General features: G+C 69.8%; 13 protein-coding genes. 7 read left to right on the forward strand and 6 right to left on the reverse strand.

Going from position 1 to position 14,549, the window contains the following annotated elements; genetic code table 11:
- Positions 1–25: 25 nt before the first annotated feature.
- Positions 26–547: a DUF4245 domain-containing protein gene (locus ABZ896_RS20765; protein WP_360930813.1), complete on the reverse strand. Its 522-nt coding sequence runs from the start codon at positions 545–547 to the stop codon at positions 26–28.
- Between the two features lie 128 nt (positions 548–675).
- Between ABZ896_RS20765 and glpX the strand changes: the two genes are divergently transcribed.
- Positions 676–1,710: a class II fructose-bisphosphatase gene (glpX, locus tag ABZ896_RS20770; RefSeq protein ID WP_360930816.1), complete on the forward strand. Its 1,035-nt coding sequence runs from the start codon at positions 676–678 to the stop codon at positions 1,708–1,710.
- Between the two features lie 73 nt (positions 1,711–1,783).
- Here glpX and ABZ896_RS20775 read toward each other — a convergent pair whose 3' ends face one another.
- Positions 1,784–2,158: a WhiB family transcriptional regulator gene (locus ABZ896_RS20775; RefSeq protein ID WP_360930819.1), complete on the reverse strand. Its 375-nt coding sequence runs from the start codon at positions 2,156–2,158 to the stop codon at positions 1,784–1,786.
- A gap of 174 nt (positions 2,159–2,332) precedes the next feature.
- Positions 2,333–3,025, reverse strand: a complete 693-nt coding sequence (locus ABZ896_RS20780) for a DUF1707 domain-containing protein (protein WP_360930822.1) — start codon at positions 3,023–3,025, stop codon at positions 2,333–2,335.
- Between the two features lie 166 nt (positions 3,026–3,191).
- Here ABZ896_RS20780 and ABZ896_RS20785 point away from each other — a divergent pair, with 166 nt between their 5' ends.
- Positions 3,192–4,859 (forward strand): fumarate hydratase, encoded by a 1,668-nt coding sequence (locus tag ABZ896_RS20785; protein ID WP_360930824.1) that lies wholly within the window; start codon positions 3,192–3,194, stop codon positions 4,857–4,859.
- A gap of 55 nt (positions 4,860–4,914) precedes the next feature.
- Here ABZ896_RS20785 and ABZ896_RS20790 read toward each other — a convergent pair whose 3' ends face one another.
- Together ABZ896_RS20790 and ABZ896_RS20795 are read right to left on the reverse strand one after the other, a co-directional pair.
- Positions 4,915–5,418 carry a hypothetical protein gene (locus ABZ896_RS20790; protein WP_360930827.1) on the reverse strand — a complete coding sequence of 168 codons (504 nt, stop codon included), beginning with the start codon at positions 5,416–5,418 and terminating at the stop codon, positions 4,915–4,917.
- Entirely contained in the window at positions 5,415–5,930 is a 516-nt protein-coding gene (locus ABZ896_RS20795; RefSeq protein ID WP_360930829.1) for a SigE family RNA polymerase sigma factor, read from the reverse strand. Before ABZ896_RS20795 ends, ABZ896_RS20790 begins: the two co-directional genes overlap by 4 nt.
- A gap of 148 nt (positions 5,931–6,078) precedes the next feature.
- Between ABZ896_RS20795 and ABZ896_RS20800 the strand changes: the two genes are divergently transcribed.
- The 3 genes from ABZ896_RS20800 (at position 6,079) to ABZ896_RS20810 (ending at position 10,621) form a co-directional block, all read left to right on the forward strand.
- A complete protein-coding gene (locus ABZ896_RS20800) occupies positions 6,079–7,464 on the forward strand; it encodes a class II fumarate hydratase (protein WP_360930832.1) in 1,386 nt (461 codons plus the stop codon).
- Between the two features lie 72 nt (positions 7,465–7,536).
- Entirely contained in the window at positions 7,537–8,250 is a 714-nt protein-coding gene (locus ABZ896_RS20805; RefSeq protein ID WP_360930835.1) for a DUF402 domain-containing protein, read from the forward strand.
- Between the two features lie 301 nt (positions 8,251–8,551).
- Positions 8,552–10,621 (forward strand): SpoIIE family protein phosphatase, encoded by a 2,070-nt coding sequence (locus ABZ896_RS20810; protein ID WP_360930838.1) that lies wholly within the window; start codon positions 8,552–8,554, stop codon positions 10,619–10,621.
- A 57-nt stretch (positions 10,622–10,678) separates the two neighbouring features.
- Here the strand turns inward: ABZ896_RS20810 and ABZ896_RS20815 are convergent, their stop codons facing one another.
- Positions 10,679–13,075, reverse strand: a complete 2,397-nt coding sequence (locus ABZ896_RS20815) for a transglycosylase domain-containing protein (protein ID WP_360930841.1) — start codon at positions 13,073–13,075, stop codon at positions 10,679–10,681.
- Positions 13,076–13,320: 245 nt separating this feature from the next.
- Between ABZ896_RS20815 and ABZ896_RS20820 the strand changes: the two genes are divergently transcribed.
- Positions 13,321–14,229, forward strand: a complete 909-nt coding sequence (locus ABZ896_RS20820) for an SPFH domain-containing protein (RefSeq protein ID WP_360930844.1) — start codon at positions 13,321–13,323, stop codon at positions 14,227–14,229.
- Positions 14,226–14,456, forward strand: coding sequence for a hypothetical protein (locus ABZ896_RS20825; RefSeq protein WP_360930847.1), 231 nt, complete (start codon positions 14,226–14,228; stop codon positions 14,454–14,456). Before ABZ896_RS20820 ends, ABZ896_RS20825 begins: the two co-directional genes overlap by 4 nt.
- Positions 14,457–14,549 lie beyond the last annotated feature (93 nt).

Consider the following 14,549-nt stretch of genomic DNA (forward strand, 5'->3'; position numbering starts at 1 on the left):
TACGGTTTCTTCGTACGGCCGGCACTCACGCCGTCTTCAGCGACCGCGCCATCTCGGTCAGCTGGGCCAGCGAGCCCGTCCCCGCCACCACGGTCGTCGCCCCGTCGCCCTCGTACACCAGCGCGTCGTAGCGGCCGCCGGTGTAGCGCGTCCAGGTGCGGCCCGCGATCTCCCGGGTCTCCTTCGTCGCCTCGCCGCCCTGGCTGGCCTCGTCGATGAAGACCGCCGGCTTCTGAGTCGACTGCTCGATCTGCACGTACTGACCGTCGGGAGCGTGGAAGCCCAGGTGCCAGGCGTCGAACTGCTCACCGTCGTAGCGGACGGAGGTGGCCTTCCAGCCCGCGGACAGGCCCTGCGGCGCCGCGATCGGGTACGAGGCGGCGCGGCGGGCCGTGACCAGCTCGACGCGGTAGTCCACCTTCGGGACGTCCGGAGCGGAGTCGTCGTGCGGGACGAAAAGGTAGATCACCCAAGCCGCGAGGATGGTCACTCCCAGGGAGAGGACCATGTTGCGGACCGTCTTCTGCTTGCCGTTCGAACCTGCCACGCCCCCTATCGTCGCAGGTGCCCGGTCCGCTCATCCGTGGGGCCCCCTGCTCATTTTGTCTGCTCAACGATAGAGTCGGGCGAACACCCTCATCCGGCCGTCGCCGTATCCCAGAAAGGTGCGCTCCGATGACCGAGCATCATCATCTGCCGTCCGAACTCGAAGTCCCCTCCGAGGCCCCCGACCGCAACCTCGCCCTGGAACTCGTCCGGGTGACCGAAGCCGCCGCGATGGCCGCGGGCCGCTGGGTCGGGCGCGGCGAGAAGAACGGCGCCGACGGAGCCGCCGTGCGGGCCATGCGCACGCTCGTCCACACCGTGTCGATGAACGGCGTGGTCGTCATCGGCGAGGGCGAGAAGGACGAGGCCCCGATGCTCTTCAACGGGGAGCGGGTCGGTGACGGCACCGGACCCGAGTGCGACATCGCCGTCGACCCGATCGACGGGACCACGCTGACGGCCAAGGGCATGCCGAACGCGATCTCCGTGCTGGCCGCGGCGGACCGGGGGTCGATGTTCGACCCGTCCGCCGTGTTCTACATGGACAAGCTGGTCACCGGGCCGGACGCGGCGGACTTCGTCGACATCGACGCGCCCGTCTCCGTGAACATCCGGCGGGTGGCCAAGGCGAAGCAGTCCACGCCGGAGGACGTGACCGTCGTGATCCTGGACCGGCCCCGGCACGAGGGGATCATCAAGGAGATCCGGGAGGCGGGGGCGCGGATCAAGCTGATCTCCGACGGCGATGTCGCCGGGTCGATCTACGCGCTCCGGGAGGGCACCGGCGTCGACATGCTGCTGGGCATCGGCGGTACGCCGGAGGGGATCATCTCGGCCTGTGCCGTGAAGTGCCTCGGGGGCACGATCCAGGGCAAGTTGTGGCCGAAGGACGACGAGGAGCGGGCCCGGGCGATCGACGCGGGCCACGATCTGGACCGGGTGCTGACGACCGACGACCTGGTGTCCGGGGAGAACGTGTTCTTCGTGGCCACGGGGATCACCGACGGTGAGTTGCTCCGTGGTGTGCGCTACCGCTCGGAGACCGCGACGACCGACTCGATCGTGATGCGGTCGAAGTCCGGGACGGTACGGAGGATCGACTCCGAACACCGGCTACGCAAGCTGCGGGCGTACAGCGCGATCGACTTCGACCGGGCCAAGTAGCCCGCGCCAAGCAGCCCGAAGGCTCAGGAAGGCGCCCCCGGTGCGGTGGGGGCGCCTTTTCCTGTACGGGTGTTCAGCCGGCCTGGGCTATACGGGCCGCCCTTGCCGCCTTCTGGAGTTCGATGTCGCGGCGGCGCCTGCGGGCCAGGACCACTCGGCGTTCCGCCGCTGTCAGGCCGCCCCAGACGCCGTAGGGCTCCGGTTGCAGGAGGGCGTGTTCTCGGCACTCCACCATGACCGGACAGCGGGCGCAGACCCGCTTCGCGGCCTCCTCGCGGGAGAGCCGGGCGGCGGTGGGTTCCTTGGAGGGGGCGAAGAACAGGCCGGCCTCGTCGCGCCGGCACACCGCCTCGGTGTGCCATGGAGCGTCTTGGTCCCTGTCCCGCACTGGCACCCGCTGGGCCGGAACAGCAGCTACCTGCAGGGACGAATGCGGCGGTTGCAGCACGGTCTACTCCTGACGACGGCTTCGCGAGTGAGCGACGATGCAGCAAGCCCTACCCGCTGTGCGCGCGCCTATGCACTGAGTCCCGAACCGCTGGATTCCGCGTGCTCGTGTGCCCTTCTGGGCCCCGACCGGGGCTGGACCGATTCGCTCCGAATCCAGGCGGATTCACAGCCGTTAATGACCCAGATGTTTGCGCAAACTCCGGTCGACCTTGTGCTGGACCCGATCAAGGATGTCCGCGACGAGCTTGCCGCGCCGGGGCCTGCCCTCGATGTTGCCGAGGATCGCCCAGCCGTCGACGTACACCACGGGGGCGTCCGGCTCGGTGGAGTCGAGGGTGTGCACCTCGAAGTTGCCGAGGACGCCCGCGCCGGTGCCGCGCAGCGAGACGTTCTCCGGGACGCGCACCTCGACGCTGCCGAAGACCGAGAACGCCTTGATGACGACCTGGCGGTACTCGAAGATCGCCTCGCTGAGGTCGATCTCCACACTGCCGAAGACCGCGTAGGCGTGGATCCGGCGGCCCGCGCGGTAGCGGCCCTTGCGGACGGCGGCGCTGAAGACCGCCACCACGTTGTCGTCCGGGTCGTGGGGTATCGCGTCGGTCGGGCGGTTCGGGGCCGGGCTGTAGCCGGGGGTCGCGCCGCGGCCGTGCGCGGCGGGCAGGTCCCGGATGAAGACGTCCAGCTCGCCGACCGTCTTGGCGCCCAGCACCCCCTCGACGCGCTCGGCGTGCTCGTCCGCGGTGAGGCGGCCCTCGGCGAGGGCTTCGCGCAGGATGTCGGCGATGCGGTCGCGGTCAGCGTCCGAGGCGCGCAGCTCCGCGGGCTCGGCGACCTGGGGTTCGGTCTTCTTCTGAAGGTCCACGGCAGCAGCGTACCGAAACGCGATAGATCGCGACTAGGCCTGTGGACAACTCTTGGCGAACGAACTGAGCCTTACCTCACAAGCTGCCGTCCTTGGACAGGTTCTAGGCTTGGGAGGCTCGCCAATGGAGGCGGGTGACCGTCTGCCGAGTGAGGAATGGGCTGAGATGCCTGAGTTCGCGTACACCGATCTGCTCCCCATGGGAGAGGACACCACCCCCTACCGGCTGGTGACCTCCGAGGGTGTCTCCACCTTCGAGGCCGACGGGCGGACCTTCCTCAAGGTGGAGCCGGAGGCGCTGCGCAAGCTCGCCGAGGAGGCCATCCACGACATCCAGCACTACCTGCGCCCCGCGCACCTCGCCCAGCTGCGGCGGATCATCGACGACCCGGAGGCGTCCGGCAACGACAAGTTCGTCGCGCTGGACCTGCTGAAGAACGCCAACATCGCGGCGGCGGGCGTCCTTCCGATGTGCCAGGACACCGGTACGGCGATCGTGATGGGCAAGCGCGGACAGAACGTGCTGACGGAGGGCGGCGACGAGGCGGCCCTCTCGAAGGGCATCTACGACGCGTACCTCAACCTCAACCTGCGCTACTCGCAGATGGCTCCGCTCACCATGTGGGAGGAGAAGAACACCGGCTCCAACCTCCCCGCGCAGATCGAGCTGTACGCGACCGACGGCGGCGCGTACAAGTTCCTGTTCATGGCGAAGGGCGGCGGAAGCGCCAACAAGAGCTTCCTCTACCAGGAGACGAAGGCCGTCCTTAATGAGGCCTCCATGATGAAGTTCCTGGAGGAGAAGATCCGTTCGCTCGGTACGGCCGCCTGTCCGCCGTACCACCTGGCGATCGTCGTCGGCGGTACGAGCGCCGAGTACGCCCTGAAGACCGCCAAGTACGCCTCCGCGCACTACCTGGACGAGATCCCCGCCGAGGGCTCGGAGCTGGGGCACGGCTTCCGGGACAAGGACCTCGAACAGAAGGTCTTCGAGCTGACGCAGAAGATCGGCATCGGCGCGCAGTTCGGCGGCAAGTACTTCTGCCACGACGTGCGTGTCGTACGGCTGCCCCGGCACGGCGCGTCCTGCCCGGTCGCCATCGCCGTGTCCTGCTCGGCCGACCGCCAAGCGCTGGCGAAGATCACGCCCGAGGGCGTCTTCCTGGAGCAACTGGAGACGGACCCGGCGCGGTTCCTGCCGGAGACGACGGACGAGCACCTGGACGAGTCGTCCGACGTCGTGAAGATCGACCTGAACCAGCCGATGGAGACGATCCTCGCCGAGCTGACCATGTATCCGGTCAAGACCCGCCTCTCCCTCACCGGCCCGCTGGTCGTGGCCCGTGACATCGCGCACGCCAAGATCAAGGAGCGGCTGGACGCGGGCGAGGAGATGCCGCAGTACCTGAAGGACCACCCGGTGTATTACGCCGGTCCCGCGAAGACCCCCGAGGGCTACGCGTCCGGCTCCTTCGGCCCGACGACGGCCGGCCGCATGGACTCCTACGTCGAGCAGTTCCAGGCGGCGGGCGGCTCCAAGGTGATGCTGGCGAAGGGCAACCGGTCCGCCCAGGTCACCAACGCCTGCGACGCCCACGGCGGCTTCTACCTCGGCTCCATCGGCGGCCCGGCCGCCCGCCTCGCCCAGGACTGCATCAAGAAGGTCGAGGTCGTCGAGTACGAGGAACTCGGCATGGAAGCGGTCTGGAAGATCGAGGTCGAGGACTTCCCCGCCTTCATCGTCGTAGACGACAAGGGCAACGACTTCTTCCAGGACCCGGCGCCCGCGCCGACGTTCACGACGATCCCGGTGCGGGGCCCCGGGCTCGCCTGACCCGGCCCTCCGACAGACGCCCGCCCCTGATTACGGCAGGGGCGGGCGTCGTTGTTCAGCGGGCGCAGAGGGTGAGATCGACCGTGCCGCCCAGCGGTACCAAGGTCGGGCTGTGCGGGGCGGCCGCGACCACCGAACCGGGCTTGCAGCCCTCGGGGGCCGCCTTGCCGACCGTGCCCAGTTCCAGCCTCGCCTTGGCCAGCAGCTCCTTGGCGAGCACCAGGTCGAGTCCGGCGAAGTCGATGGTGAACGAGTCCCCGGGCTTGCCCACCACCACGACGGTGTCCTTCCCGCTGCGCGGCGCACCGCTCGACGCGACAGTGCCGCGGACGCCCTCACCTCCGCCGTTCATCGAGGCGAGGGCGGTGCCCGTGCCGGCCAGCACCAGTACGGCGGCGACGGCCGCGATGCCGGCGGTCCGCCTGCGGCGGGTACGGCGCACGATTCCCGGTGCGTCGAACGCGGGCGCGTCGGCGGTGTCGGCGTAGTTCTGCATGGCGTTCATCAGTTCCTCTTCGAAGGGTGTGCAGCCGGAGGGCCGCGCATCGAACGACGTCATCGGATGCCTCCTTGGGGCTGCCGCGGTGAAGGGGCGGAGAGTGCGGGGACCTCGCTCCTGAGCTTCTCCAGGCCCCGGGCGAGCTGCGAGCGCACGGTGCTCGGCGAGATGGCGAGGTCGGCCGCGATCTCCGCGTCGGAGAGGTCGTGGAAGTACCGCAGCACCACGACCGTGCGCATCCGCATGGGCAGTCGCTGCAACGCGCGCACCAACTGGTCCCTGCTGTCGACCTGTCCGTACTCGTCGCCCGGCGCGGCCCGCTCGGGGCCGTCCGGCTGGGGCGCGGTACGCCGGAAGCGCCGCCAGCGGTCGTTGGCCAGGTTCACCATGATCCGGCGCACGTAGGCGTCCGGGGAGTCCTTGGCCGCGATGGTGCGCCACTTGCGGCAGGCCCGCTCCAGGGTCTCCTGGACCAGGTCCTGCGCCGCGTCCCGGTTCCCCGTCAGCACGAGGGCACCCCGGAACAGGGCGGCCGACCGGGCGGTGACGAAACCTTGGAAGTCCGTCTCCACACGTTCCTCCCTTCCTGTCACCCGTCCTCGACGCGGAGACCGCCCGAACTGCTGCACGACTTGGGTGAGACCTGGCTCACACTCCCCACGGACACCCGAGCGGCCCACGCCCCGGAACATCCCGACCGCCCCGATCGCTGTACCAGGTATGAGTGACTACCGCATCGAGCACGACTCCATGGGTGAGGTCCGGGTCCCCGTGGACGCCAAGTGGCGGGCCCAGACGCAGCGGGCCGTGGAGAACTTCCCGATCTCCGGGCAGCGGATCGAGCGGGCGCACATCGAGGCGCTCGCGCACATCAAGGGTGCCGCCGCCAAGGTGAACGCGCGGCTCGGGGTGCTCGACAAGGACGTCGCCGAGGCCGTCCAGGAGGCGGCCGCGGAGGTCGCCCGGGGGGACTGGGACGAGCACTTCCCGATCGACGTGTTCCAGACCGGGTCCGGCACCTCGTCCAACATGAACACCAACGAGGTCATCGCCACCCTGGCCACCGAGCGGCTCGGCCGGGACGTGCACCCCAACGACCACGTCAACGCCTCGCAGTCCTCCAACGACGTCTTCCCCTCCTCGATCCACATCGCCGCCACCGCCGCCGTGACCCGGGACCTGATCCCCGCGCTGGAGCACCTCGCCGCCGCCCTGACCCGCAAGTCCGAGGAGTTCGCCGACGTCGTGAAGTCGGGGCGGACCCATCTGATGGACGCCACCCCGGTGACGCTCGGTCAGGAGTTCGGGGGGTACGCCGCCCAGATCAGGTACGGCGTGGAGCGCCTCACCGCCTCCCTCCCCCGGCTCGCCGAGCTGCCGCTGGGCGGTACCGCCGTCGGCACCGGCATCAACACCCCGCCCGGCTTCTCCGCCGCCGTCATCGAGGAGGTCGCCCGGGTCACCGGGCTGCCGCTGACCGAGGCGCGCGACCACTTCGAGGCGCAGGGCGCCCGGGACGGCATCGTGGAGACGAGCGGACAGCTCAGGACGATCGCCGTAGGACTGACGAAGATCGCCAACGATCTGCGCTGGATGTCCTCCGGGCCCAGGACGGGCCTCGCGGAGATCAGCCTCCCCGACCTCCAGCCCGGTTCGTCGATCATGCCCGGCAAGGTCAACCCGGTGATCCCGGAGGCCGTCCTCATGGTCGCCGCCCAGGTGATCGGGAACGACGCCACGGTCGCCACCGCCGGCGCGGCCGGAAACTTCGAGCTCAACGTCATGCTGCCGGTGATCGCCAAGAACGTCCTGGAGTCCGTACGCCTGCTCGCCAACGTCTCCCGGCTGCTCGCCGACCGGACGGTCGACGGCGTCGTCGCCCACGTCGAGCGGGCCCGCGAGTACGCCGAGTCCTCGCCCTCCGTGGTCACCCCGCTCAACAAGTACATCGGCTACGAGGAGGCCGCGAGGGTCGCCAAGAAGGCGCTGGCGGAGCGGAAGACGATCCGGCAGGTCGTGCTGGAGGGCGGTTACGTCGAGCGCGGCGACCTGAGCGCCGAACAGCTGGACGAGGCCCTGGATGTCCTGCGCATGACGCACCCGTAACCATTCACGCCGGGTACGTGAACCGTGACGCGCACCGCAGCGTCGTATGCCTATGGCACCTAATATCTGTGCATGGCAGACGGTGGAGCGGTGAGAGCGGTGGAAGCGGTCCCCTCGACGGCCCTTCGGCAGACGTCGACGTCCTTCTGGGAGCCCGGGAGTCAGATCCTGTGGCGCTACCGGGAGAACTCCGGCGCGCAGTTCCACATCGCCCGCCCCGTCACCGTCGTACGCGACGACGAGGACCTGCTCGCCGTGTGGATGGCCCCCGGCACCGAGTGTGTGAAGCCGGTGCTGGCCGACGGCACGCCCGTGCACACCGAACCGCTGGAGTCCCGCTACACCAAGCCCCGTTCGGTGCTGCGGGACCGCTGGTTCGGCACCGGTGTGCTCAAGCTGGCCCGGCCCGGACTGCCCTGGTCGGTGTGGCTCTTCTGGGAGCCGGGCTGGGAGTTCAAGAACTGGTACGTGAACCTCGAAGAACCGCTGACCCGTTGGGAGGGCGGCGTGGACTCCGAGGACCACTTCCTGGACATCACCGTGGATCCGGACGGCAGTTGGCAGTGGCGGGACGAGGACGAGTTCGCGCAGGCCCAGCGGGACGGACTGATGGACGCCGAACTCGCCGCACGGGTGCGGCGGGCGGGCCGGTCCGCGGTGGAGGTGATCCGCGCCTGGGGCCCGCCGTTCTCGGACGGCTGGCAGCACTGGCGCCCCGATCCGTCCTGGTCCGTGCCGCTCCTTCCGGAAGACTGGGACCGTACGCCCGCGCATCTGTCCTCATGAGACCCTTGATGCGCCCCCGGGCTGCAAACGTAGGATCGTCCTCCGCAAGAGCGCGCAGCGGCAACTACCGGAGCGGGCACTGGGCTTGACCGATCGTCACCGAGGGGCGGCAGGACGTGAGCGACGCGTACGAGGGCAACACCGCGGGCCCCGGAGGCCGCGTGCGGTGTGCCGGTGCCCCGGGAACGGCCTCTGACCACGCGGGAATTCCGTTCCCGGGACATACATTGCGGGTATCGGGATTTCGGCGGGACCCCCTGCGCGTACGGCGCGCAGCCCCGGACGGACGGATTCGACACGCGTGACGGAGCACCCGACCTCCTTCGAACGCCCGCAGCAGGGCGTCACCCCGACGGACCCCCGCGGGGCGCTCCTGCCTTCCCCGGCGTCCGACGCGGCGGCAGGCGTCCACGGCGAGGGCAGCAGGAGCGGCCAGCACGGCAAGAATAAGGACCAGGGCATGAATCCGGCCGGCACCGGCCCCGAGCACTCCCAGCCGGCCGCGGCCGAGCCGGACACCCACCGCCCGCGGCCCGTCCCCGGGACGGTCCCCCAACAGCCGGGCGGCGAACAGGAACTCCCCGCGAACGGCACCGACGGCGAGGAACGCCGTAGCGGACAGAGCCTGGCCCCGGGCCGCCCCACGCCCATGCGGCGGGACGGCGACCGGCTGCGCTTCGTGGGGGCCGCGACCCGGCGGATCGCCCGCGGCATCGACCTGGACGAGATCGTGATGGGGCTGTGCCGGGCGACCGTGCCGACCTTCTCCGACGCGATCCTCGTCTATCTGCGCGACCCGCTGCCGGTCGGCGACGAGCGCCCCACCGGGCCCCTGGTGCTGCGGCTGCGGCGCAGCGACCGCATCCCGCAGCAGGAGCGGGACCTGGAGGACGGCATCCTGCCGGTGCCGGTCCCGGAGACCCCGAGCGAGTTCTCCGGTCTTGACGCGCTCGGCAGCGAGCTGTGCGAGGTGCAGCCCGGCAGCGCGCTCGCCGAGGTGTTGCGCGGGGTGCGGCCGGTCTTCACGGACACCCCGGCGGCCCGCGCCGCGCTGCCGGAACTGCTCGGCGAGGGCGGCGAGTTCGCCGTACCGACCGGTCGGCGCGCCATCCTCGCGCCGCTGCGCGGCCGGCGCCGGGTGATCGGCGCCGCGCTCTTCCTGCGCCGCCCGGACCGGCTGCCCTTCGACCCCGACGACCTGCTGGTCGCCGCCCAACTGGCCACGCACAGCGCGCTCGGCATCGACAAGGCGGTCCTGTACGGCCGTGAGGCGTACATCGCCGACGAGTTGCAGCGCACCATGCTCCCGGAGACCCTGCCGCGCCCGACGGGCGTCCGGCTGGCCTCGCGCTACCTCCCGGCCGCCGAGACGGCCCGCGTGGGCGGCGACTGGTACGACGCGATCCCGCTGCCGGGCAGCCGGGTCGCCCTCGTCGTCGGTGACGTCATGGGCCACTCCATGACGTCGGCCGCGATCATGGGCCAGCTGCGCACCACGGCCCAGACGCTGGCCGGGCTCGACCTGCCCCCGCAGGAGGTCCTGCACCACCTCGACGAACAGGCCCAGCGGCTCGGTACGGACCGCATGGCGACCTGCCTCTACGCCGTCTACGACCCGGTATCGCACCGCATCACCATCGCCAACGCGGGCCATCCCCCGCCGGTGCTGCTGCACCTGGGCGGCCGGGCCGAGGTCCTCCGGGTACCGCCGGGCGCGCCGATCGGCGTCGGGGGCGTGGACTTCGAGGCCGTGGAACTGGACGCGCCCGCGGGCGCCACCCTGCTGCTCTACACCGACGGGCTCGTGGAGTCGCGGCTTCGGGACGTGTGGACCGGGATAGAGCAACTGCGCGAGAAGCTCGCCGCGACGGCGCAGTTGACCGGTCCTGACCATCCGCCGCCGCTGGAAGCGCTGTGCGACGAGGTGCTCGACATGCTCGGCCCCGGCGACCGGGACGACGACATCGCGCTGCTCGCGGCCCGCTTCGACGGGATCGCGCCGAGTGATGTGGCGTACTGGTTCCTGGAGCCGGAGGATGCGGCGCCGGGCCGTGCGCGGCGGCTGGCGCGGCGGGCGCTGGCCCGGTGGGACATGGAGGATTTGACCGATTCCGTGGAGCTGTTGGTGAGTGAGGTCGTCACCAACGCGGTGCGGTACGCGACTCGGCCGGTCACCTTGCGGTTGCTGCGGACCGATGTGCTGCGGTGCGAAGTCGGGGACGACGTGCCGCAGTTGCCTCGGCTTCGGCAGGCTCGGGCTACGGATGAGGGCGGGCGAGGGTTGTATCTCGTCAACCGGCTCGCCCGGCGGTGGGGGGCTACTCGGTTGAGTACCGGGAAGGTTGTGTGGTTCGAGCTCAACAGGGGGTGAACCCCTGCTGAGACCAGAGACGAAGGGCGCCCGGTGTTCACCGGGCGCCCTCTTGCGCTACTGGGTTCCGTTCGGGTCGAACGGGTTTTCCGGGGTTGTGGTGCTCTCCTCCGGGGTCGTCGGGGCGTTCGTCGTCGGGGTGTTGGTCGGCGTCGACTCCGGGGTGGTCGGGGCGCTTGTCGTCGGGGCGCTTGTCGTCGGCGTGTTCGACGGGGCCGACGTGGTCGGGGTCTCCGACGGGGTGGACGACGGGGAGTTGCTCGGTGTCGGGGATGAGCTCGGCTGGACCGCCGCGCCCTGGTCGGTGTCGAGGTCGAACTTCGTGTCCGTGTCCGCCACGCCGAAGGTGTACGCCGCCCAGATCTGCGCCGGGAAACCACCACCGTTGACACGCGGGAAGCCGCCGGCGCCGTACATCTTGGTCTGCGCGCCGGTCTTGGAGTTCTCGCCGAACAGACCGACCGAGGTGACCAGGTCCGGGGTGTAGCCGGTGAACCAGGCCGAGAGGTTGTCGTCGGAGGTACCGGTCTTGCCGGCGACCTTGCGGCCGTCCCGCTCCGGGTTGTCCGCGACGGACTTCTTGGCCGTACCGTCGGCGACCACACCGGTCAGCACCGAGGTCACCGTGTCGGCGGCCTCCCTGCTGATGACCTGCTCACCGATCGGGTCGGGCATCTGGAACTCGGCGCCGCCCTGCTCGGCCGACTTGATGATGGTCGGCGTGACCTTCTTGCCGTGGTTGTCGAGCGTGGCGTAGATGCCGACCATCTCGATCGGGCTCGCGCCCATGGTGCCCAGGGTGTAGGCGGGCAGTGCCTTCATCTTGTCGGTGTCCATGCCGAGCTTGCCGGCCGTCTCCAGCACCTTGTCCATGCCGACGTCCACGCCCATCTGCGCGAAGACGGAGTTGATGGACTTGTTCATGCCGGTCTGGACGGTGACCTTGCCGTAGTCGGCCTCGTCCTCGTTCTCGGGGGCGAAGCCGACCTTGACGCCGTTGTCCTCGACCTGGTGCTTGCTGGTGCCGTCGTAGATCGTGTTCGCGCCGATCAACTTGCCGTCCTGGGTCTCGGACTTGTTCTCCAGGGCGGCGGCCAGAATGATCGGCTTGAAGGTGGAGGCGGGCTGGTAGTCGGTGCGGTTGGCGTTGCTGATGTAGTGCTTGGTGTACGACTCCCCGCCGTACAGGGCGAGGATCCTGCCCGTCTTGGGGTCGACGGAGACCGCGCCGGCCTGGATGTTCTTGTCGACCGCCCGCTTCTTCGGGTCCAGGTTGTCGGTCAGCTGGGTCTTGACGGCCTTCTCCAGCTGGGCCTGCTTCTTCTTGTCGATGTTCAGGGTGATGTTCCAGCCGGCGTTCTCGACCCGGGCCTCCGCCTCGTCCTGGGTGAGGTTCTCCTTCGCCATCAGCTGCTTCTCCAGCTGCTGCTTGGCGAGCTTGACGAAGTAGCCCTTCTGGCCGTCGAGACCGGGGTCCGTCTTGGGCGCCTTGGGCACCGGGAACGTCATCTTGTCGCGCTCGGCCTTGTCCAGCCAGCCCTGCTCGACCATGTTGTCCAGGACGTAGTTCCAGCGCGCCTGGACCAGCTTCTTGCCGGTCGGCGTGGCGACCGCCCAGTCGTACTGGCTCGGGGCCTGGAGCAGGGCTGCGAGATAGGCGCCCTGCTGGACGTTGAGCTTGCTGGCGTCGACGCGGTAGTAGTCCTGGGCGGCGGCCTGGATGCCGTAGTCGCCGCGGCCGTAGTAGCTGGTGTTGATGTAGCCCGCGAGGATGTAGTCCTTGGTCTTCTCCCGGTCCACCTTCAGCGAGATGACCAGTTCCTTCAGCTTGCGCGTGACGGTCTGGTCCTGGTCGAGGTAGTAGTTCTTGACGTACTGCTGGGTGATCGTGGAGCCACCCTGCTTGCCCTTGCCGGACAGGGTGTTGAGGATGCCTCGGGCGGTGCCCTTGAGGTCGATGCCGGCGTCGGTGTAGAAGGTCTTGTTCTCCGCCGCGACGAAGGTGTGCTGGACCTCCTTGGGCACCTCGGAGAGGTCGACGATCTCGCGGTTGGTGTCGCCCTCGCGGGCCATGACCGAGCCGTCGCTGTACTTGTAGATGTTGCTCTGCTGCTCCGCGGCCGCGTTGCCCTTGGGCACGCCGATCATCATGTACAGCACGACGAAGGCGCCGATGCCGAGCAGGCAGAAGCCGAGGAAGGAGCCGAGGAGCACCTTCCAGCCGAAGAGCCGGCGTATGAAGGACTTCTTACCGGCCTTCTTACCCTTGGCCTTGCCCCTGCCCTGGGCCGCCCGGCGCGCGGCGGCCCGGCCGCCGGTCGGCGCGGGGCCGACCACGGTGGTGCCCGCCGCCTCGGAGGAGCGTGTGGGACCCGCCGCCTCGGGCGAGCGTGTGGGGGGCGCCGCGCGGCGTCCACCGCGCTGTCGCGCTCTTCTCTCTTCCGCTCGTCCCATGGGTCGACTCGCTCCGCTTCCTCATCGGCGGCCACACAGGTTCGTGGCTCAGGTCAGCTCAGAAAACTAACACCGCTCTATATGACAGAACGCCTGCGGCCCGTACCTCGGACGGGTTTCGCGGGCGTGAGAATCAGCACCTGTCCCCTAGGAACCAGACCGACGGAGAGGCTTGAGGGTTGCCGTGGCGGGGTAAAGTGATATCACTAAGACATCTTCTGGATAGATGGGGGACCCTCATGACCATGGACGACACCGTGGACGACTCCGTACCCGAGATGCCCGCCCCGCGCGTGCGGGAGTTCGCCGCGCACAGCATCGGCGGCGCGCTCGCGCTGCTGCTCGGACTGGTCGGCCTGCTGGCCGCCGTCGTGCTGTTCGCCTCCGGCGGGACCAACGCCGGCCTCCCGGTCCTCGGCGTGCTCGTGCTGCTGGCCGCGGTGATCTCGCTGCGCGGTCTCAACACCGTCGCGCCGGGCGAGGCCCGGGTCGTGCAGCTCTTCGGCCGCTACCGGGGCACGATCCGCCAGGACGGCCTGCGCTGGGTGAACCCCTTCACCTCGCGCACCAAGATCTCCACCCGGGTGCGCAACCACGAGACCGCCGTCCTCAAGGTCAACGACGCCTACGGCAACCCCATCGAGCTCGCCGCGGTCGTGGTGTGGAAGGTCCAGGACACCGCGCAGGCCACCTTCGAGGTGGACAACTACGTGAAGTTCGTCGCCACCCAGACCGAGACGGCCGTACGGCACATCGCCATCGAGTACCCCTACGACGCCCACGACGAGGCGGGGCTCTCGCTGCGCGGCAACGCCGACGAGATCACCCAGAAGCTCGCCACCGAGCTGCACGCGCGCGTGGAGGCGGCCGGTGTGCAGATCATCGAGTCCCGGTTCACACACCTCGCCTACGCGCCCGAGATCGCCTCGGCGATGCTCCAGCGGCAGCAGGCGGGGGCGGTCGTCGCGGCCCGGCGGCAGATCGTGGAGGGCGCGGTCGGCATGGTCGAGGAGGCGCTCGCGCGGATCACCGAGCGGGACATCGTGGAGCTGGACGAGGAGCGCAAGGCGGCGATGGTGTCCAACCTGATGGTGGTGCTGTGCGGCGACCGGGCCCCGCAGCCGGTCCTCAACACCGGGACCCTCTACCAGTGACGGTTCCCTCCGGGGGTTCGACCCCTCAAGGCCGGCCGCAGCGCAAGCAGGTGTTGCTGCGGCTGGACCCCTCGGTGCACGACGCGCTCGCCCGGTGGGCCGGCGATGAGCTGCGGTCCACCAACGCGCAGATCGAGTTCCTGTTGCGACGCGCTCTGCGGGAGGCCGGACGACTGCCCGAGGACACCGGGCCGCTGCCGCGCCGGGGCCGGCCCCCTGGGGGCTGATCTCCGCCGTCACCAACCAGTGGGTCAACTCCTACAAGCGCATCTGGGGCGGCTCCGAGCGCACGGCGGGCGCCGGCGGCGAGGCCCCCTCGT

It is taken from the genome of Streptomyces sp. NPDC047072 (genome assembly GCF_040643855.1).
Classification (GTDB): domain Bacteria; phylum Actinomycetota; class Actinomycetes; order Streptomycetales; family Streptomycetaceae; genus Streptomyces.

What these genes read in the sequence shown, in the direction of transcription:
- glpX (WP_360930816.1), top strand. Translation starts at nt 676, where the DNA reads ATGACCGAGCATCATCATCTGCCGTCCGAACTCGAAGTCCCCTCCGAG.
- ABZ896_RS20785 (WP_360930824.1), top strand. Translation starts at nt 3,192, where the DNA reads ATGCCTGAGTTCGCGTACACCGATCTGCTCCCCATGGGAGAGGACACC.
- ABZ896_RS20790 (WP_360930827.1), bottom strand. Translation starts at nt 5,418, where the DNA reads ATGACGTCGTTCGATGCGCGGCCCTCCGGCTGCACACCCTTCGAAGAG.
- ABZ896_RS20800 (WP_360930832.1), top strand. Translation starts at nt 6,079, where the DNA reads ATGAGTGACTACCGCATCGAGCACGACTCCATGGGTGAGGTCCGGGTC.
- ABZ896_RS20805 (WP_360930835.1), top strand. Translation starts at nt 7,537, where the DNA reads ATGGCAGACGGTGGAGCGGTGAGAGCGGTGGAAGCGGTCCCCTCGACG.
- ABZ896_RS20815 (WP_360930841.1), bottom strand. Translation starts at nt 13,075, where the DNA reads ATGGGACGAGCGGAAGAGAGAAGAGCGCGACAGCGCGGTGGACGCCGC.
- ABZ896_RS20820 (WP_360930844.1), top strand. Translation starts at nt 13,321, where the DNA reads ATGGACGACACCGTGGACGACTCCGTACCCGAGATGCCCGCCCCGCGC.